The organism is Photobacterium obscurum (assembly GCF_026191635.1).
Lineage (GTDB): Bacteria > Pseudomonadota > Gammaproteobacteria > Enterobacterales > Vibrionaceae > Photobacterium > Photobacterium obscurum.
This window is the reverse complement of sequence record NZ_JAKRRW010000029.1, coordinates 41779-59930: the sequence shown is the minus strand read 5'-3', so window position 1 is coordinate 59930 and position 18152 is coordinate 41779. Positions and strand designations below refer to the sequence as shown.

Annotated in this window: 20 protein-coding genes; 1 reads left to right on the top strand and 19 read right to left on the bottom strand. The window is 41.2% G+C overall.

Annotated features, from left to right (window positions below; all coding sequences use genetic code 11):
• The 12 genes from MD588_RS23475 to MD588_RS23425 all read right to left on the bottom strand — a co-directional run.
• Window positions 1–525: nucleotidyltransferase family protein (locus MD588_RS23475; protein WP_265700261.1), on the bottom strand; the 525-nt coding region annotated here is incomplete at its 3' end.
• Between the two features lie 122 nt (window positions 526–647).
• Window positions 648–1139 carry a hypothetical protein gene (locus MD588_RS23470; RefSeq protein WP_265700260.1) on the bottom strand — a complete coding sequence of 164 codons (492 nt, stop codon included), beginning with the start codon at window positions 1137–1139 and terminating at the stop codon, window positions 648–650.
• A gap of 209 nt (window positions 1140–1348) precedes the next feature.
• Entirely contained in the window at window positions 1349–1663 is a 315-nt protein-coding gene (locus tag MD588_RS23465; protein ID WP_265700259.1) for a hypothetical protein, read from the bottom strand.
• Between the two features lie 281 nt (window positions 1664–1944).
• Window positions 1945–2187 carry a hypothetical protein gene (locus MD588_RS23460; RefSeq protein WP_265700258.1) on the bottom strand — a complete coding sequence of 81 codons (243 nt, stop codon included), beginning with the start codon at window positions 2185–2187 and terminating at the stop codon, window positions 1945–1947.
• A 200-nt stretch (window positions 2188–2387) separates the two neighbouring features.
• Window positions 2388–4229 (bottom strand): ATP-dependent nuclease, encoded by a 1842-nt coding sequence (locus tag MD588_RS23455; protein ID WP_265700257.1) that lies wholly within the window; start codon window positions 4227–4229, stop codon window positions 2388–2390.
• 593 nt (window positions 4230–4822) lie between these two features.
• Complete coding sequence (locus tag MD588_RS23450) at window positions 4823–5596, bottom strand: DUF2971 domain-containing protein (protein ID WP_265700256.1); 774 nt, start codon at window positions 5594–5596, stop codon at window positions 4823–4825.
• 1237 nt (window positions 5597–6833) lie between these two features.
• Window positions 6834–7058, bottom strand: coding sequence for a DUF2188 domain-containing protein (locus MD588_RS23445; protein WP_265700254.1), 225 nt, complete (start codon window positions 7056–7058; stop codon window positions 6834–6836).
• An 8-nt stretch (window positions 7059–7066) separates the two neighbouring features.
• Window positions 7067–7225: a zinc ribbon-containing protein gene (locus MD588_RS26175; protein WP_407676610.1), complete on the bottom strand. Its 159-nt coding sequence runs from the start codon at window positions 7223–7225 to the stop codon at window positions 7067–7069.
• A gap of 204 nt (window positions 7226–7429) precedes the next feature.
• A complete protein-coding gene (locus tag MD588_RS23440) occupies window positions 7430–8017 on the bottom strand; it encodes a hypothetical protein (protein ID WP_265700253.1) in 588 nt (195 codons plus the stop codon).
• 136 nt (window positions 8018–8153) lie between these two features.
• Entirely contained in the window at window positions 8154–8576 is a 423-nt protein-coding gene (locus MD588_RS23435; protein WP_265700252.1) for a hypothetical protein, read from the bottom strand.
• Between the two features lie 136 nt (window positions 8577–8712).
• Window positions 8713–9093 carry a GFA family protein gene (locus tag MD588_RS23430; protein WP_265700250.1) on the bottom strand — a complete coding sequence of 127 codons (381 nt, stop codon included), beginning with the start codon at window positions 9091–9093 and terminating at the stop codon, window positions 8713–8715.
• Between the two features lie 1160 nt (window positions 9094–10253).
• Complete coding sequence (locus MD588_RS23425; RefSeq protein WP_265700249.1) at window positions 10254–10742, bottom strand: GIY-YIG nuclease family protein; 489 nt, start codon at window positions 10740–10742, stop codon at window positions 10254–10256.
• Between the two features lie 914 nt (window positions 10743–11656).
• Between MD588_RS23425 and MD588_RS23420 the strand changes: the two genes are divergently transcribed.
• Entirely contained in the window at window positions 11657–12640 is a 984-nt protein-coding gene (locus tag MD588_RS23420) for an integron integrase (RefSeq protein WP_265700247.1), read from the top strand.
• Window positions 12641–12817: 177 nt separating this feature from the next.
• Here the strand turns inward: MD588_RS23420 and MD588_RS23415 are convergent, their stop codons facing one another.
• The 7 genes from MD588_RS23415 to MD588_RS23385 all read right to left on the bottom strand — a co-directional run bounded on the left by MD588_RS23415 (window position 12818) and on the right by MD588_RS23385 (window position 18127).
• On the bottom strand, window positions 12818–13717 hold the full coding sequence (locus tag MD588_RS23415; RefSeq protein WP_407676607.1) for a metal ABC transporter solute-binding protein, Zn/Mn family: 900 nt from the start codon (window positions 13715–13717) through the stop codon (window positions 12818–12820).
• Between the two features lie 6 nt (window positions 13718–13723).
• The gene (locus MD588_RS23410; RefSeq protein ID WP_265700267.1) at window positions 13724–14599 is read right to left on the bottom strand and encodes a metal ABC transporter permease; all 876 of its coding nucleotides are present in this window, start codon (window positions 14597–14599) and stop codon (window positions 13724–13726) included.
• Window positions 14599–15345 carry a metal ABC transporter ATP-binding protein gene (locus tag MD588_RS23405; RefSeq protein ID WP_265700266.1) on the bottom strand — a complete coding sequence of 249 codons (747 nt, stop codon included), beginning with the start codon at window positions 15343–15345 and terminating at the stop codon, window positions 14599–14601. The genes MD588_RS23410 and MD588_RS23405 overlap by 1 nt, the downstream gene beginning before the upstream one ends.
• A complete protein-coding gene (locus tag MD588_RS23400; RefSeq protein WP_407676609.1) occupies window positions 15345–16214 on the bottom strand; it encodes a metal ABC transporter solute-binding protein, Zn/Mn family in 870 nt (289 codons plus the stop codon). Before MD588_RS23400 ends, MD588_RS23405 begins: the two co-directional genes overlap by 1 nt.
• 128 nt (window positions 16215–16342) lie before the next feature.
• Window positions 16343–16915, bottom strand: a complete 573-nt coding sequence (locus MD588_RS23395; RefSeq protein WP_265700244.1) for a DUF6162 family protein — start codon at window positions 16913–16915, stop codon at window positions 16343–16345.
• Window positions 16912–17229 (bottom strand): hypothetical protein, encoded by a 318-nt coding sequence (locus MD588_RS23390; RefSeq protein WP_265700243.1) that lies wholly within the window; start codon window positions 17227–17229, stop codon window positions 16912–16914. The genes MD588_RS23395 and MD588_RS23390 overlap by 4 nt, the downstream gene beginning before the upstream one ends.
• A 61-nt stretch (window positions 17230–17290) precedes the next feature.
• On the bottom strand, window positions 17291–18127 hold the full coding sequence (locus MD588_RS23385) for a DUF4198 domain-containing protein (protein WP_265700242.1): 837 nt from the start codon (window positions 18125–18127) through the stop codon (window positions 17291–17293).
• Window positions 18128–18152 lie beyond the last annotated feature (25 nt).

Below are 18152 nucleotides of genomic sequence, written 5' to 3'. Positions count from 1 at the left end.
CCAGCGTTCCTTGAAGCTTTGAGTCATTTTCAAGTAACTTGCCTCAGTCATTGCTATTTTGTTTGGCTTTACCTTCATTTTGAAGGCATCCGCTAAACCATTCGTTGAATAGATTTCAGGCTCTCCAAGTGTGTTAAGCCTAAAACCAATAGCAAAGGCAGAAAGCCAAGAGGTAATCCCCTGCTCTACTCTGTCATACGGTGTAATCACTTGACCAAACTTCCGTGGATACCATTCATGCACTCTCGCTTGATTTTTAACATCGATAGCAATGTCATGCTTCAGTCTAGAGGCAATGTTACTTTCATACCATTGCTCTGACTTACAAGAAGTAGTATCAAAGTAAACAATATCAAAGTCTTTAACCTGATCGAGCGGTTTACGGCCAAGCAAATCGTTCCAGATTAGTTGTGTAATAGCACCGCCAGCTACATAGTAATTTGGAAGATTGATCTTGTTGCACTCTTTCGCTGTATCCATCAATTCTGGAACAGCTTTTATTAATTTAATTAGTTGTTGTTCCATATTCCATTAGCCTGCTAACGCCTGCAATAAGGTGTGCCCCTTTGAACCAACAAAGCGCACCGAACTTAATACCAAAACTGCCGAGTGTAACGCATCACCTTGATTGCTTTGTTATGTACGTTCTAATTTGGCTGCACAAACCTATCTAAACACAGCGACATTAAGCCGATGGATGTTTCAAAGTTCTGATGTTGTTCTTTCATGCCATACGCCCACTTGAGACCATGGAAGAAGTTATTCCGAAAGCGCAGCACGATTATTAAACAAGCAGCTAAAGAGTCATCTAAATTTTGGTTGTTACCCAAAAGAACTTGTCGGATTAGTTCAGGATCATCACCAGCTCTTAAATTGAGCGCATCAAATCTATAATTTGTAACCCCATTCTCGATGTAACGATCTTTGAAGTAGTTTAGATGATTTACCCAAAAGTGATCGTTGAGCAAACCCTCTGCTAACCATTCTACTGATTTAGTTTTGATCTTTCGAGCCGAAGCGTTTGTATCTAATACTTGAGCTTCAAAAAGTGTCCATAGAAAAGCAAAGTCACCGCTAGCTTTCAAGTCGCGAGGCTTCAGGTCTTCAAAGCCCGGAGCAAATTTTTCAAGTACTACCAATTTATCATTTCCTCAAAGTACATAACGCCTGCAATAAGGTGCCCCACACTAAACTAACAAAGTGCACTTGACTCCATACCAAAACCGCCGAGTCAAACGGGTCACCTTGATTGCTTTGTTAGGCTAACGAAGTGCATGACCAACTTAAACTCAATAATATCCTAATGGCTTTGAGTCTCAAACGATAACATATATGAAACTTATAAATTTCATTTCTTATGAAATGGAAATAACATAACTAGAATAAGTGAACATATACCTACTATCTCAACCATTTCAAAAGCAACTCCAATAATAATACTTCCTAGACACATTATAAGAATTTCTCTAAATGTTCGTGTGCCACTCTTGTTTGTCATATCTTTAACAACAAACATTAACACCAATGCCAGTATAAGTGAAAACAGAAAAAAATCCGTTCCTTCATGATATCTGAGACTATTAAAAGCCATTCCTGAAAATAGAATTAAAGCGCCAACCAAAGCACTTGAATTTATTTTTTCAAACAACTTATCACCCTTCATTAAGAAGTGCCTTTTCAAATTATTAACCTGAGTTTATTGCTTTGCAAAAATGCATCTATGAAGTTGATTTTCACAAAGCTCATAGAGCCCTAAATAACCTCATTCAAGTGACATGATTTATAATAAAAGACTATAGACTAGCTATCATATAAACAGAGCCTAACGCCAGCCATAAGGTGCGCCCCACCGAACTCACCAAGCCAACTGAACTCCAAACCAAAACTGCCGAGTGTAACGCGTCACACTTGATGGTCTTGTTATGTGCATAGTTAATACATCAACTAAACAATTGAAAATATGACCTTTTCATTCGATTTATGATCATCAATTTCCATCAGAAACCCGTCAGTATCAGCGACATCTATCGCGGAAAACAAAGCATCAAGTTGGTCGTGGTTTTCTTGTAAACGTGAACTCAGTTTCTTTGGTAAAAACTTAATAAGTATCTTCGCTAATGCTACAGGTATTTGGATTGTACTTTCAGGATTACCTGACTCGAATATTTCAATTTTCAGCTTACGCATACGACACTCCATATTTTATGCATGTAGATTGATAATTTATTGTCCGGTTTTAATATTGATATATCTTACGCATGAAGATACTTCTGGTATTGCACATAACGCCTGCAATAAGGTGTGCCCCACTGAACCAGCAAAGCGCACTGAACTCTATACCAAAACCGCCGAGTGTAACGCATCACCTTGATTGCTTTGTTATATTTTTATTCGTAGATGCTGAGGATCTTTTCCTTAACTGACTCAGGCATAGCAAAGCCAGCTTGTGATACATGCTCTAGAGCTGCATAAGGTTTACCTCCAACGCCTCTAGGCATGCCTAATTCTTCTTCAATATCGCTAACTAATGTAACTGATGACCCAAGAGTGCGAACAATTGCATCTTCAATTGCTTGCGACCTTGCATCTGCAACTTGTCTCGCTTGATCGTTTTTATGCGCTTGATGATCAATGTCATAAACTGCCACATATGGAATACCAAACTTATTCAGTAAGTTACAATACATTGGAATATTGTTTTTTGAGCCACAATCAATCACTGAATAGTCATGTTTGAACACACTTAAAGACTGAGCAAGAAATGGAATAACTGTTTTTTCAGTTGCTCCCTCTACTAACACTACCTTTTTAGCGAAAAACAATTCACTGCGGTCTGGATTAATCCAGTAACTCAAGTTGAAATCTTTCTTGCCATCACCCACAAAGAGCTCGTCAGTACACTGACATGCCTTTGTTCCTTGCTGGGTTGATTCTTTTCGTACAATACAAATTGATTTATATTTGCTGAGGTCGATTAATGAGCTTGAGTGAGTACAAAGTATAACTTGTGCACCGGCTTCGGATAGAGCAACCAACGACTCCAATAAAGCTCTCTGAGCTTGTGGATGTAAATATAGTTCCGGCTCCTCCAAAAGAAAAAACATCGAACGAGATGAAGAACGAGCTGTTTCCTCATGAGAACTTTGCTGCTCACGAAGTTTATCAGCGAGCGTTTTAATCAGAGCAAAACTCAACGCTCTTTGTAATCCATTACCTTTACGTGAGATATCCGTTTTGAAACCATCATTGATCCAAACTTGAGTATTTGAACGAAATACCTCATCAACATTTGGAGCAATCACCTCAAGCTCAATATCCGCTCCCCAATCTGAAAGGTGACCATTTAAACTATTTTCAAAATTATTAAGTTGTTCAGGTCGAGAAGGATTAAGGTTGCCATCGTCATCCTCTTTGTTCAGTAATTTGAACAATGCAGACATTCTATTTTTTGCTTCTTCCCATTCAACATTACTTTCGGATAGTTCAGAAATTATTCGCCCGTATAACTTACCAAATAGACTAGTTTCTTTATTGGAATAGTCGTCAGAAGCTACCTTAATTGCTGGTATATGAAAAACATCACCAAAAATCCCTTTTGCTACATTTTTAGCCCCAAGGAAATTTGTACTTTCTAATTCGTAGCTAAAATCAATGATGCCTAAGTTTTGCTCTATATATTTAGATTGCGCTTGTTTAATAATTGCTTGTGTTATACGCCCTGATTCCGGTAATAGGTATGAAAAGGGAGTTGCTTCTGCAATGCTTCTGTTTGTATAAGAGGAAGCGTTAGATTCTTTTAAGCAATCTTCAATTGGCGTTTGAGTATATCCTTGATAAACCATTGAACCTGATTTGGTAGCTGTTTTTCTAACCCTAATTTGATTATCAACAGTAACATATTTGGAGAATGTTAACTTTTCATGCTCACCTAACTCGTCAAATGTTATCTCAACAAAAAGTTCATCCTGATCCTCATTAAAATCTAGGGCTTGGGGTTTTATCTCACCAAAAAAGAATAAAATTGCATTTAGTACATTTGACTTACCATGATTGTTTTGACCAATAAGTATCATCAACTCTTGAAACGACACTTTTAAGCTCTTAATTGAACGCCAGCTTTGGATTTCTATTGTACTTATTTTCATTATTCGTCCCAAATTCCAATTAAAAATATAACGCCGGGCATAAGGTGCACCAACACCAAGCCTACCAAGCGCACAAAACTCCATACCAAAACTGCCGAGTGTAACGTGTCACCTTGATGCCTTTGTTATGGCAAACTCAAAGGATTTGAATCACTTACCAAGCACGCTACCGCTACAGAAAAATCTGCTCGAACGCGAAACAGTTTACCCTACCGATAAAACCCGAACAGAAACTAATACATAACTTCCTGAACCAACTCGAAAAATCAGTAGCAACTGGAGAAAGAATTGCTCTTTACCAACAGATATAAACCAGAAGCTTCGGGAAAAATTTGTAAGAACTGAAACTTGATAATCTGAAGCCCAATTTTGATAATTTTCTTTCGATGATGTTTATGGGGTTTCTGACAACAAACACAACAGGCAAACCAAGCGTACTGCGGACAAAGCCCGCTAAATTCACAGTTCGTTATACACTGAAAGCGTTCAGGTATATCGCCCGAGAAGTTCGGCTAAATAGCCGCTAAGCTTGACCCGCAGACATTGAAGCAAACACCACGTTGCCTGTGCTTTTTATGCCATAACGCCTGCCATAAGGTGTGCCACACTGAACTATCAAAGCGCACCGAACTCCATACCAAAACCGCCGAGTGTAACGCATCACCTTGATGGCTTTGTTATATTGTTTTTACTACTTTCACACCAAAGTCGCTTGCTAGTTTCTCTGCTTGTTTTAGCTTTATGCCAGTTCCATCAGTGATCTTTCTAACAATATCAATACTACGTTTTGATGCACGAATACCAAAAATTATGGCCGAGATTTTTCCAGGCACAGGTAAAGATAAATTTCCTTTTTCTGATATTACTCTCCACTCCTTTTCATAAGCCCAATCTTTAGACTTGCTCCAAAGCATTTTTTGAACAATTGAGCCATTTAACTCTCTCGTAAAATCCAATGGTGAGATGCTTGGATATGATCTTGTGTAATTAATAGGCTTTGTTTGACCAATATCACCAAGTATATTATTGTCATCTCGCTCAAACTCTATACACATGCCTTTATGATCATCAGCATAGTGAGCCCACATTAAAATATTTCTACAGTCAGAACTTAATGACAAAACGCCAACATTTTTATTTTCTAATTGTATTGCATCAATTCCAGCATTAATTTTATCTATATAATCGCTTGGTATGACTTTTTGCGACTTAAAAAGTGAAATTTGAGATTCGATTTCAGCCTTTGATTTACCAAGCTTATTACCTTGCCATTTTAAAATCTTTTCATAATCCTTATTACTAATTGAATTTATCATCTTTATATTGCAATCGTAAGGATCATTGAAAACTTCTGGTTTAGGAAAATAAATTTCATTATTAACGATTATATCAAGGGTAAACTCGTTAAATGGACGATATTTATATAATGCTTTGATTTCTTTGAATTTCATACCAAACCAACTTTAAACAATATAACGCCAGCCATAAGGTGCGCCCCACCGAACTCACCAAGCCAACTGAACTTCAAACCAAAACTGCCGAGTGTAAAGCGTCACACTTGATGGCCTTGTTATGGCAAACTCAAGGGAATACATGAACTTAACAGACACGCTACCGCTACAGAATGATCTTCTCCAACACCGAACAGTCTACTCTACCATCAATACTTGAACAGTAAGGAATGCATAACTTCATGAACTAATTAACAAAATCAATGGCCAGTGGACAGAGAATTGCTCTTTACCATCCGGTTATAATCGGAACCTTCCGGAAAATTTACTAATAATTTAAGCTCGATAATCCGAAGCTCAATTTTGATAGTTTTCTTTTTGGTGATGCCTCTGGTATTTCCAGCAACGGATACTGCTATAAAATCAAGTGTGCTGCGAACAAAACCCGCCAAACTCACAGTTCGTTATACCGAGAAGCGTTCAGGTATATCGCCTGAGAAAGACGACTTGATAGCAGCTAAGCTAGACCCAGAAAACGGAAAGCAACCACCACGTTGCCTGTGCGAACTAATGCCATAACGCCTACAATAAGGTGTGCCAACTCTGAACTTACCAAGCACACCGGAACTCCAAACCAAAACTGCCGAGTGTAATGCATCACCTTGATTGTTTTGTTATGACTCAAAGCCACTGTTTTACTTGCGTTTTTCACTTGACTCTCAGCATTCTGATGCCTTGCTCTTCATCATGCAAGGTGGCGGCAACAAAAACGAAATTTCATTGGCAATAAATCTGAAAGCGACTTAGTAAACGAGAAAACAACCACTAACCAAATGCCAATTATTTGTTGCGGCACTCGGACTTTGGCAACCCAAAGCCACTGAGGAATAAGAACCTTGTGACCACTAAACGAATAACCGCAACCTGCGTAAAAATCATCATCGCGTGATGACAAATTGCGGCCAGATAACTTGGGATAACCAATGCCAAATGAGCAATGAACTTTGATTGCACCAAGCAGCAAACCGCAATAATCACTGAACGATTCTCACGGCATTGCACTGACAAGATATTGATGCACTGGCCACTTTCGATGGTTTAAACCATGATGACTATAGGCAAGTAGAGTCATAACGCCAGCAATAAGGTGTGCCCCACTGAACCAGCAAAGCACACCGAATTTCATACCAAAAATGCCGAGTGTAAAGCATCACCTTGATTGCCTTGTTAAGTGCAATTATCCTCTCGGTGGGTATGGATCGTTACCATGACTATCTTTGCCAGATATCTTTCCATCTTTATTATGAATAACTAATTCAGTCTGCTGATTCTGGCTTATGTTACGAGCACGATCGATAGCTTCTTGTTTTGTATCAAAATGTCCTGATGAACGTTGGCCACCACTTTGCTTGATGTCCCAGCCACCAACTGGATTTGGTACAACATGCGTTGATTTAGTCATAGCAGTACCTATTTACCATATTCAGTATGGGAACATTTAGGACATGGTGGCAATGTATCATCATAATCATCAAGAACTACCTGTTGACCGCATTTCTTGCAGTAATACGTACCTTTGCCTGGTTTCTCACCTGTAGATGACATAGTTATACTCCGATCATTAGCCATAATATGCTGATGGCTCACACAGCATGATCATACGAAATGTATGAACAATATTTGTATTATGAATAAGAGGTTCACTACAAACAGTGATATACGCTCGATTTAGCACTTAACGCCCGCAATAAGGTGTGCGTACGCTGAATTTTCCAAACCAATTACACTTCAAACCAAAACTGCCGAGTGTAATGCATCACCTTGATTGCATTGTTATACCTTTGTTTCCAGAACTGTCATTTGTTGGGTTCTATTACGGATCGCCAAGGCTAATTCCTTGACAGAATTATGATACGCTAAGCTTATTTGATGAATCTCTTTTCTGTTAATTTTTGACCGACCATCTTGATTTATTAGTTCTTCTTCTACATGCAGCAAACTTATTAATTCACATGATATTGATTGGCATTTATGCGCTTTTTCATACACATCATTATCAATGAATGGGTAGCCACTATTCACTAGAGCTCCTAATGCAGTACGAGTTTCGTGATAAAATTTGACGCTTTCTTTTAGCTTATCAGTGTTTGATAACCTTTTATCAATAGAAGAAGCGATTGTAGATAACTCACTAGCTTGCCACCATATTTCTTGATAACGAGTATATTCAAACTCTGCTTGTACCCGATTAACATGAACCTTAGGTTCGTTTTTTGATGCTAATTCTACTACCTTTTGGTCAATATCAGCTTTAAGGTTAATACTCTCTTTTGTTTGAATCCTTTTAGCCCAAATTCCTCCCAAGAATGCACTCAACCCCATTAAGATTGCATTCCCCTCAATCAAATTTAGAAATTCCACCAAACTCAAACTCCTTCCGATAAAGGTATAACGCCTACAATAAGGTGTGCCAACACTGAACTTACCAAGCACACCGAGCTTCATACCAAAAATGCCGAGTGTAATGCATCACCTTGATTGTTTTGTTATGCTCTGCTTACTCACCATAGAGAACATTTGATGGCCAAACTTTTGCAGGTTCTGTTTGAAACATAAACCTTTGAATTGTCATGTCTCCACTAGGCTTTTTATACGTAATAAATTCTGAGAAAACTTCACATTCGTCAAAATGTAAAGTAACAAGGTATATATCAGAACGAGAGCCAAGGTTATTGTGCTTGTAAAGCTCATGTTCAACATATTTACCGCAATATATTTTCAACTTATCAAAACCAGTTACTTGTGCACTAACAGCCTTTGCCCCGTAAATAGTGCTATTTGCTAGCCAAGTATCAACAGCCTTCACCACATCATTTTTCTTTAAAAACTTAAACCCATTACTTATTATGTCTGGTAACTCCTTACTATGCACTGGTGCCGTAAGAAGAAACATCAATAGAGCTGGTACTAATTTTTTCATCTTAACTTCCTTATTTCCAAAAGGAGCATAACGCCTAGGATAAGGTGCGCCACGAAGAACTCTCCAAACCCACTGAACTCCATACCAAAAATGCCGAGTGTAATGCGTCACCTTGATACTTTTGTTATGTGCGTGGCTAAAGATGTGCTCCGTTTATCTTTACCAAAGGTAACTCGTCGATATTGAGCCCCTCCAAACAACGAACATTTACAGCCCAACCTGAAAACGACTTTTTACCCTCGGCTATCTCAGCTTTAGTTAAAGAACTTGGTTTACGAAAAGGCAATATTCCGCAATGTGGGCAAAAGTAGTCCTCTGCTGTTTTCGTATACCATTGATAGAGTTTAAGCTTAGATATCGGGGTAATTAAACGAAAGTTTCCTTTTTCAACACAAAAATTGAGCGCTCCTCGCTTATAACAAATGGAGCAATTACATTCTCGAATATGGTCAATATCAGCATCAATTTCAAACTGAATAAAACCACAATGACATGAACCTCGATGTGTTTTGAACACCCCTTTCCCCTTAGCACATAACGCCCACAATAAGGTGTGCCAACTCTGAACTTACCAAGCACACCGAACTTCATACCAAAAATGCCGAGTAAAATGCATCACCTTGATTGTTTTGTTATGGCTCAAAGCTACTGTTTTATTTGCATTTTTCGCTTAACTCTCAGCATTCTGATGCCTTGCTCTTCATCATGCAAGGAAATGGCAACAAAAATGAAACCTCATTGGCAATGAATCTGAAAGCGACTTTGTAGAAACGAAACCAACCACCATCCAAATGCCAATTCTTTGTTGCGGCACTCGGACTTTGGCAACCCAAAGCCACTGAGGAGAGAGAAACTTGTAACCACCAAGCAGATAACCGCAACCGGCGTAAAAGCCATCGTCGCGTGATGACCAATTGCGGCTAGAGAACTTAGGGGATTTCGCTACAAAATTGGCCATGAACTTTGTTTGCGCCAGGCTGCAAACCGCAATAATCACTTAACGATTCTCACTGCATTGCACTGACAAGATATTGATGCAACATCCACTTTCGATGGCTTAAACCATGATGACTACAGGCAAGAAAGAGCCATAACGCCTGCAATAAGGTGCCCAACACTGAACTAACAAAACACACCGCACTTCATACCAAAACCGCCGAGTGTAACGGGTCACCTTGATTGCTTTGTTAGGCATTTCCACATGTGAAATTCCTACTTGGCCGCCGAACCCTCAGCGTACTCCAGCGCCAACCATGGATACAGCATCCTCTGAATATCAAGTAAGATCAATACTATCAGCACCTTAAAGCCAACTACATTTGCATGACAGCCTTATGAGAGTTAATTAAGGCTGCATCACCAGGCTAATGGGTAAAGTTAACGACAAACCTTTCACAGCGATGTATCGAGGAAGCTAGGAATGCTTATTGCCAACGTTTGAGGCAGCAAAGAAGGAACAACCTACATTTCTCCGAACATTAAGGACAGCCCTACGATGAACGAATGGCCTAAGATTTCCCGTTCTTGGGAGACGCGGTTACGACCAGATCCAAAAGCAGGCTTTTCCCATGCCTAACGCCTGCAATAAGGTGTGCCCCGCTGAACTAGCAAAGCGCACCGAACTTCATACCAAAACCGCCGAGTGTAACGCATCACCTTGATTGCTTTGTTATAAATTTAATGGTCTGTACTGAAATTTCTGTAAGTAGAGAAATGTTCATCATCAGTAGCCAAATATCTAAATGCAGAAACTTCAGGCATTAAACTACGATAATCACACCAGTTAAAGACATGGGTCTCAACTGGAATATCTGGAATTGAGTTTATATTTGATGAGTTATATGCTGGCTTGTGTGTAAATATGAGCAATTTCTCTGCTATATCTATTTGGTTTGCCCATTCCTCATTTGAAATATCTACATTCCCACCAAGATGACCTGTATATACTCGAATATTTTCTGAGTCTTGATTGTAGAGCCACTTTTCATGTTGGGATATTCTCACACCTAAAGTCTGAGAACTGGCTTTGCCAATATAAAGTAAAACATCCGTACCATAAACTGGATGAGCACCATATATTTGGTAAAGCCCGTAATCATCTCCATCTGTCAACTTCTTAACATCTTCTAGCGTATAGCTACCATTCCAATCAACATGTATTTGCATAACTTTCCTAAATTTATAACGCCTGCATAACACGTTTGCTACGATACAGACTTACCTGAATTTTACTGCCTTAATCACTGAAACTAAAGACAAACCTACAATGCCGAATGTAGCAAATCGTGTTGATGCATTTGTTACACGATCTTTGTCAACGCTTCTATTAACTTGGTAAAGAATTGATTTACCAAGATTTACTGTAAACTGAGTTTAATTAGACTGGCTCAATTAAGCGAGCAAAATATCATTTCAACGGCAATAATTGTGAAACGAAACAATCCCTTTTTCTTACACCATTTGTACGATTTGGTTTCAGCAAGTTTGGAGCTGATAAACCAAATACCCTTGCCACAATTGGGATTGAAAATGCTGCGAGCAAAACACTAATGCAAACTGAAATGAGGCATAACCAAAGAACAATTGAAGCGTGAATTGGTTTCTGAAATCCATGAACTTTTGGCAATAATGGTCAATTGCCGAACCTGATGAAACGAATATTGAAAGGCAACAAAGAAAAAGGAAATCCACCCTACTTTCACGCCTAAAAAACTAACTGCTCAATCGCTGAACTGATCCAAAAAACTGCAATCTTTAGTTCGTGTAACATTATATTCTACGATCTGAATTCGTATATCTCGTTCGTATATCCAGTCTGCTTTTTCTAACAATCTAACGTGCATAGAAACTGTATAAATCAACCAGATTAGAGCGCTGCTTCTCATTACTGAGACAGAAATATACGAACTGAGTTCGTATATCACAACTTAGCCTCCAGCACTTATGTAATTAATATAGAACTACTTTTCACCTGAATGTGAGCCATAGTGAAAATCAGCGAACAACTGAAATATATTATTGTACCGGTTCAATTTGTAACCTAGCCTAACCATAAACCCTGTATAAAAAACCAGTAGGCAATGAAAGATATACCACACCCAATAACTGAGATTAACAGCAAATTCATAACAGAGTTAACTTCGTTTATACGAATACGCGGTCTTTCTTATTCAACGGAGAAAACCTATATCCACTGGATAAAACGCTACATCAGATTTTGTGGCTACCAGTCACGTCAAGATATCTCTTCAGCAGACATCAGCCGCTTTTTAGAGCACTTAGTCAACGAGCAAAATGTTGCACCCAATACACAAAAAACAGCACTGAATGCATTAGTCTTTCTGTGCAGAGAACTGTTAAAGCAAAATACTGAACTGCTAAAGTTTAAAAGGGCTCATAAAGGTCCAAAAATTCCTGTGGTATTTACACACCAAGAGGCAGTTTCCATTATCAATCACCTTCTAATGCCTTCAAAACTTGTCGCTCAACTTATGTATGGCAGTGGCCTAAGAGTCAATGAAGCTTGTCGGTTAAGAGTGACTGATATAGATCTTGATAAAAGCTCTGTAACTGTCAGAAACGGGAAAGGTAACCGTGACCGGAAAACACTTCTCCCCTACTCTCTCCACACGCAAGTACAAAAGCAGCTAGAGATGGTTAGTGTTCTGCATGATCGGGATTTAGACAATGGCTTTGGTGAAGTGTATATGCCTTATGCATTGGCAAAGAAATATCCCACACAGGCGAAAGGATATGGATGGCAATATCTGTTTCCTGCATCCAGGCTGACTGTTGACCCTCGTTCAGGTAAAACGATGAGACATCATATCGTAGATAGAACCGTTCAAAAAAACGTATCACTCGCAATTAAACAAGCCAAGATTATAAAAAAGGCAGGATGCCATACTTTTCGCCATTCCTTTGCAACCAGGCTGCTTGAAAACGGTACCGACTTGAGAAGCATTCAGGAATTACTTGGCCATTCAAATATCAAGACAACTCAGATCTATACCCATGTTGCAGGGTTACATCATAGTGGCGTTAAGAGCCCTTTAGATAGCTAAGAAAAAAGCACGCTACCGCCCAAGATAATTAAATCCCACCAAGTCAGTTGTACGCTATTTTATACAAACACAGCAATATATTGATAGTACAAATTTTCAAGGTACTGTTTTGTGATTAAAAACAACAAAGCCCGATAAAACAGAGTCCTACCGGACTTCTACTGTTAACTTATTCGCTTATAACGCCAGCTGCCAACGTTGTAGTGGTCTGCCTTTCTGGATACCTTCTCGTCCCCACCTATCAATGCTATCAACAATGAGGATGCGCTCGGGTTTCGGTACGATTGCCTTCAATTGCTCGCTCACTTTCTTCGAAGTAAGCAGCCATAGTGAATCATCGTCTTGAAGCAATGTCGTCAAAGCCTTCTTATCTTGCTCTGTCCATTCCAGTTCAGGTTTTGTAAATCGATCAACTACAAAGAGTTGATTACCCGAGGCAAAATCTTCCAGCTCTTTGGACAACAATACAACTGAATCGATATCCGCTTCCATTAAGTCCTTTTGCTGTTGATTGATAAGGTTACGTACCTCTAGCATCAACTGCTGCTGGTTGGCTTCAATAGCCTTTGCTTGCTCAGGCCATACTTTCTGCAGGTCTTCACTCACAATCGCGGCCATGCGGGTTAAGTTCGTCGGATTAAGCCAAGCAAATGGTGATGTTGTACCATCTTCTAAACGTAACGCAGCAACACCTTGCGCTCTTGGCGAAATGGATTGTGACGCGTCAACTTCAACGATCTGTATATTTCCCTGACGGGCATGAATATATACAGGGTCCTGAGGCCAAATAGCACCTAAGGTGATCGCAACCTTGGCATCTTTACCCGCCGATGCAACCTGCTCTGCCCCTTTGCCGTTAAACCAATTCGGTAATCGCTGGACACCATAACGTTTCGGGGGCAAATAGCCTGTCGTAATAGCAGTTCCTTTAGTAAGCTCAGATGCCAACATATAAGTCACAGGGGTTGCTGTCAGAATATCTTCCGCCTGAGCTGACACAGAACTTAGTGCACAGCTTGCGACCGTTATCGCTAAACTCAACTGAATAGCCGTATTTTTTAGTTTTGTAGTCAACACGTTTAATCACCCTTTACGTACAATGCGGTAACAAGTCGCAGTTAAGAAGAACAAGGCAGAGACAATGATGATGGCAGCACCTGAAGGAACTGGTAACTGTAGCTCCATCGGTAGAATCGTTCCAATCAGGCAGCTAATAGTCGCAAGGAGGGCCGACATCAGCACAAAGTCACCCATGTTTTTCGTCAACAGCCTGGCCGTCGCTCCGGGGATCAGCAATAGTGCCCCAACAAGCACAGCCCCGACAATTTTGACCGAGGCGATGGTTACGAGCGTAATCATCATCACAAACAGATAATCATAAAAATTGGTCGCGTAACCACGCACCCGTGCAATATCAGGGCTAATACAGGTCAGCAAGATCCTGTTAAAGGTCGGGATCAACACCAATATGATCAGCAAGCAACTCAACGCTAGTATCAACAAATCTTGGTCAGTTACCGTCAAGATGGAACCAAACAGCACATTTTCCAGCATATGAATGTTGATCTTACGGGCAACGTACATCAACAATGCAGCTCCGACCGCAAGCGCCAAGGCAAGGAATACTCCAACTAAAGTGTCGTACGGCACGTTTGTACGGTTTCGGACAAAGTGAAGCAGCAGAGCAAAAATCATGCAGAAGCTAAACAAGCCGATGATTGGGTTCTCAGGCGGTTCACCCAGTAATACACCGAGTGCAATCCCCGTCAACGCCGCGTGGCCTACCGCTTCAGAAAAGAATGCCAGTCGTTTTGCAATCACCAAGGTACCCAAGCCGCCCAGCAATGGACCAAGTAATAGCGCAGCAACGACTGCATTGATCATAAATGCGTAGGAGAAACTTTCACTAAGCCAACCTACATCAACGCCGGACTGTGCCCAGGCACGGATAACATCCATCATGCCGCATCCTCCAAATCAGCAGTTTGAGGAGCCGCACTGTAATGATTAAACAGACGCTCTATTTTTTCCGGAACCAAAACGTCTGCGACAGAGCCGCTATCAATAAGCTGACGATTCACCACATGCACTCGGGCATCAAGGCGGCGCACTGCCGTTACATCATGATGAACCGCCAACACCGTTTTATTCTCGGCGACTAACTCATGAATGAGCGATTCAAGGTAACGTACCCCCTGCTCATCCATCCCCGTCGTCGGCTCATCTAGTACCACTAGGTCAGGATTATCCAACAATGCTTGGGCAAACAGCACGCGCTGCTGCTCTCCGCCAGATAGTTGGCCCATACGGCGATCCGCACGAGCTGACATGCCGACACGCTCGAGTTGTGCAAGTGCGTGGGACTGCTCTTTGCTACGATTTCGCCACTTAGGCCAAAACAACGGAGTCCGGCTCTGATTAAGCAGAATAAAGTCCATCACGGTTAGTGGCAGGCTAGATTCAAAAGCGGCTTTTTGCGGCACGTAGCCGACGTTGCCTTTGTTTTCCGGCCACTGGATCTGTATATCGCCGGAAAACGGTGTCAGCCCAAGGATTGAGCGCAACAGTGATGTTTTACCGCCACCGTTAGGCCCCATCACGACATGACATTGACCTGGTGAAAATCCGTGGCAGATATCATGCAAGATCGTATTGTCACCATATTGCAGGCCGACATTTTTCAAACAAATATTCGGACCCACAATCAGCTACCTTTCTTTTGCGCAGCAAACTGCATGGATTGAACCAAAGTATCAAGGTTTGCTTTCATCTCTACTTCGACTTTACTAGCCTCATAAGGGCCATGCGTCATATGGGAGAAACGATACAGTTGAACACCCGTAGCTTTCTCGATGGTATCGACATAACGGTTCGGCATATTGAGCTCATAAAACAGCACATCAATACCGGATTGGCGGATCTTTTTAATCGTTTCCTGAAGCTGGCTGGCACTTGGTTCGACGCCGTGCGCAGGCTCAATAACAGCTGCAACGTCAACGCCAAACTCCTGAAGAAGGTAGCCATAAGCATTATGTGTTGTTGCGACGATCATGCCACTCGTATCCAAATCGCCCAGAGTCAGCATCGCCTCGTGCTTCAACTTGCGGAAATTTGTGGCGTATTTTCGTGCATTTTTACGGTAATAACGCGCATTATCAGGATCTAGCTTGGCCAGCTCGTTGGCGATGGTATAAACCTTCTGAACAGTGGTCGATAAACCAACAAACGTATGCGGGTTCACGGCCCCATCACCAACAGACTGACCCATTGCCGGTAGCAACGGAACATCTTTGTTCGCTTCAATTACAACGAGATCATCACGGTTGGCGGCCTGAATGACTTTAAGCGCAAAATCATCATGACCAATACCATTAACCACTATCACATCCATTTTTTCCAATCGACGTAGGTCATTTGGCTGTGGCAAATAGTTATGCGGATTAAACCCAGCATCAACCAAAGGCAATACCTCTGCTTTATCACCAACAACGGCTTTCACATAGCTGTAATAAGGTTGCAGCGTAATGCCAATGGTCATTTTATCTTTAGCCTGCGCGCCCGTCGCACTTAGCATCAAGATGGCAGCAGAAGCAATTTTGAAAAGACGACTTAATTTTGCCTGTTTTTTTAAAAGCAGATTTTTTAATTCTAATTTCATGTGAATACCATTAGCTCTGCCGAGGAATTCGACAAAGCAGATAATTAATGGAGATGAACGTCTTCTTGAGCAGAGAAAACGACTTGAATCCAACCGGCATCAATCAACGCAGAAACTGAAAGCGGAGTAGAAGCAACCCACGTTCCTGCTTTACCATTCAAGTCCAGCCAGATATCAGGTTGTTGATACTGAGAATGCAAAATAACAGAGGCTGAACCTTCTTCAAGCTGGCGCTTACCAAGATAAAAACCGTCCGCTATCTTTTTCCATTGGTGTTTACCTTTATGCTCCCAACTCTTGTCCTGGACAAAAGGGGCTAACCATAGTTCCTCTAGCTCATTGACCTGAGGCCAATAATCAGTTCCCTTGAACTCAAGGTTGTCTTGGCGAAGATTACGAATTTCCTCATGAGCCAAACGAAGATCTGCAATCATCGCCAACTCTAGCGAGGGCAAATCCTGAATTGATATCTGATGTAAGGCGAGTTCATCTTGTTGACTGGCAGTCTGGTGGTAGGGAATCAAGGCAGTGGCCACCAGCAATATCACCGCAATAGACAAGGCAACCCATTTGCCCTCTCTACCGCCGTCATCAGGGAGTACTGTCTGACTGTTCATTTTTCTGAAATCTCAACAACGTCGACTTCAACCGGGCTTTCATGGCCTGCATCAAAAACCAAATAAAAGTCAGTGTCAGGCATATCAAACTCGGCAATTGAACGCTTGTCCGTTGTTGCTTTACCTATCAGGCTGTCGTCGTAATCAAACATATCTACGTTATAGTCAACCGCTGAACTACCGTCACTGTAGCCAGCTTCACACAGTACCTTGCCAGATTCCAACCAGCAGCTCATTAATGGGAAATGCGCGTTTGCCGATGCCGAAAATATAGAAGAAAAAGTGAGAATTAGCAGGCCTGTACGCTTTTTCATAAAAACCTCTACAGCTTAAATATTGGGAGATATACAGCCTGCATCTGCAGGCTATTAATAATTACTGAAGTACCGCTTCAAACGTCAGATGAACATTGACGCTCGCTCTATCAGCCAGAGGATTATTTGGCAGATCCCCCTTATAATTTGCTTTCATCAACCAACGACCTGCGGTATCAGGTGTGAACGTCACCATGCCCTGCTCGTCACTGACAACATCAATTTGCTCCTGATGGTTACGATATAATGTCCCTTCACGCGTGATCTCAGCTGTCACGCCCTGCTGAGGCTCACCGTTAAAGAAGAATTGGAAGGTCACGTCCTCACCTTCAACGATATCCGATGGGTGCGTCACAGGAACTAGCTCTAGGTACTTACCTTCCAGCTCAAAAGCTTTGGTCGTTGGTTTACCGACGGTGACGTATGTTTCAGCACGGGTATAGCTAAGTTGAGTAACAACATCACGAACCTTCTTTGGCAATACCTGATCGCGTTCAGCTTTATGCGCTTTGGCCCACTTCACCGTGTCACGACGACCAGCTTTGTACTGCGTGTAATAAGAAGGAACATTGTTCACTCGTACCTTGTGCGTACCTTCCTCTTCAAAATAGAAGTCAAAAATTGAGCGGCGCTTACCCTTAGTGACATATGAAGGCCACTGAGTACGGCCATCGGGCATGATAATTTCACCGGTTTCACTGCCAGCAGGTTTATCGAAAACAAACGTGCCATGTGACGCTGTCACATCAAAGGTCAGCCAATCACCACCTTCTTTTGAAACAGTAAAGTGTGAAGGAACAATCCAACGCGGGTGGGCATTTGCCGTTGCAGTTACGGCCATACCCGCAACAACAGCACATGCTATGGATAATGCTTTAATCTTTTTGCTCTTAATCATTATTGAAGCTCTTTAAGGGTTTATA

Excerpts from the sequence above, each read along its gene's own strand:
- MD588_RS23445 (WP_265700254.1), bottom strand. The coding sequence starts at position 7,058 with ATGACTAAATCAACGCATGTTGTACCAAATCCAGTTGGTGGCTGGGAC.
- MD588_RS23455 (WP_265700257.1), bottom strand. The coding sequence starts at position 4,229 with ATGGAGTTTTGTGCGCTTGGTAGGCTTGGTGTTGGTGCACCTTATGCC.
- MD588_RS23385 (WP_265700242.1), bottom strand. The coding sequence starts at position 18,127 with ATGATTAAGAGCAAAAAGATTAAAGCATTATCCATAGCATGTGCTGTT.
- MD588_RS26175 (WP_407676610.1), bottom strand. The coding sequence starts at position 7,225 with ATGGCTAATGATCGGAGTATAACTATGTCATCTACAGGTGAGAAACCA.
- MD588_RS23435 (WP_265700252.1), bottom strand. The coding sequence starts at position 8,576 with ATGAAAAAATTAGTACCAGCTCTATTGATGTTTCTTCTTACGGCACCA.
- MD588_RS23450 (WP_265700256.1), bottom strand. The coding sequence starts at position 5,596 with ATGAAATTCAAAGAAATCAAAGCATTATATAAATATCGTCCATTTAAC.
- MD588_RS23390 (WP_265700243.1), bottom strand. The coding sequence starts at position 17,229 with ATGAAAAAGCGTACAGGCCTGCTAATTCTCACTTTTTCTTCTATATTT.
- MD588_RS23425 (WP_265700249.1), bottom strand. The coding sequence starts at position 10,742 with ATGCAAATACATGTTGATTGGAATGGTAGCTATACGCTAGAAGATGTT.
- MD588_RS23395 (WP_265700244.1), bottom strand. The coding sequence starts at position 16,915 with ATGAACAGTCAGACAGTACTCCCTGATGACGGCGGTAGAGAGGGCAAA.
- MD588_RS23400 (WP_407676609.1), bottom strand. The coding sequence starts at position 16,214 with ATGCTAAGTGCGACGGGCGCGCAGGCTAAAGATAAAATGACCATTGGC.
- MD588_RS23460 (WP_265700258.1), bottom strand. The coding sequence starts at position 2,187 with ATGCGTAAGCTGAAAATTGAAATATTCGAGTCAGGTAATCCTGAAAGT.
- MD588_RS23420 (WP_265700247.1), top strand. The coding sequence starts at position 11,657 with ATGAAAGATATACCACACCCAATAACTGAGATTAACAGCAAATTCATA.
- MD588_RS23410 (WP_265700267.1), bottom strand. The coding sequence starts at position 14,599 with ATGGATGTTATCCGTGCCTGGGCACAGTCCGGCGTTGATGTAGGTTGG.
- MD588_RS23465 (WP_265700259.1), bottom strand. The coding sequence starts at position 1,663 with ATGAAGGGTGATAAGTTGTTTGAAAAAATAAATTCAAGTGCTTTGGTT.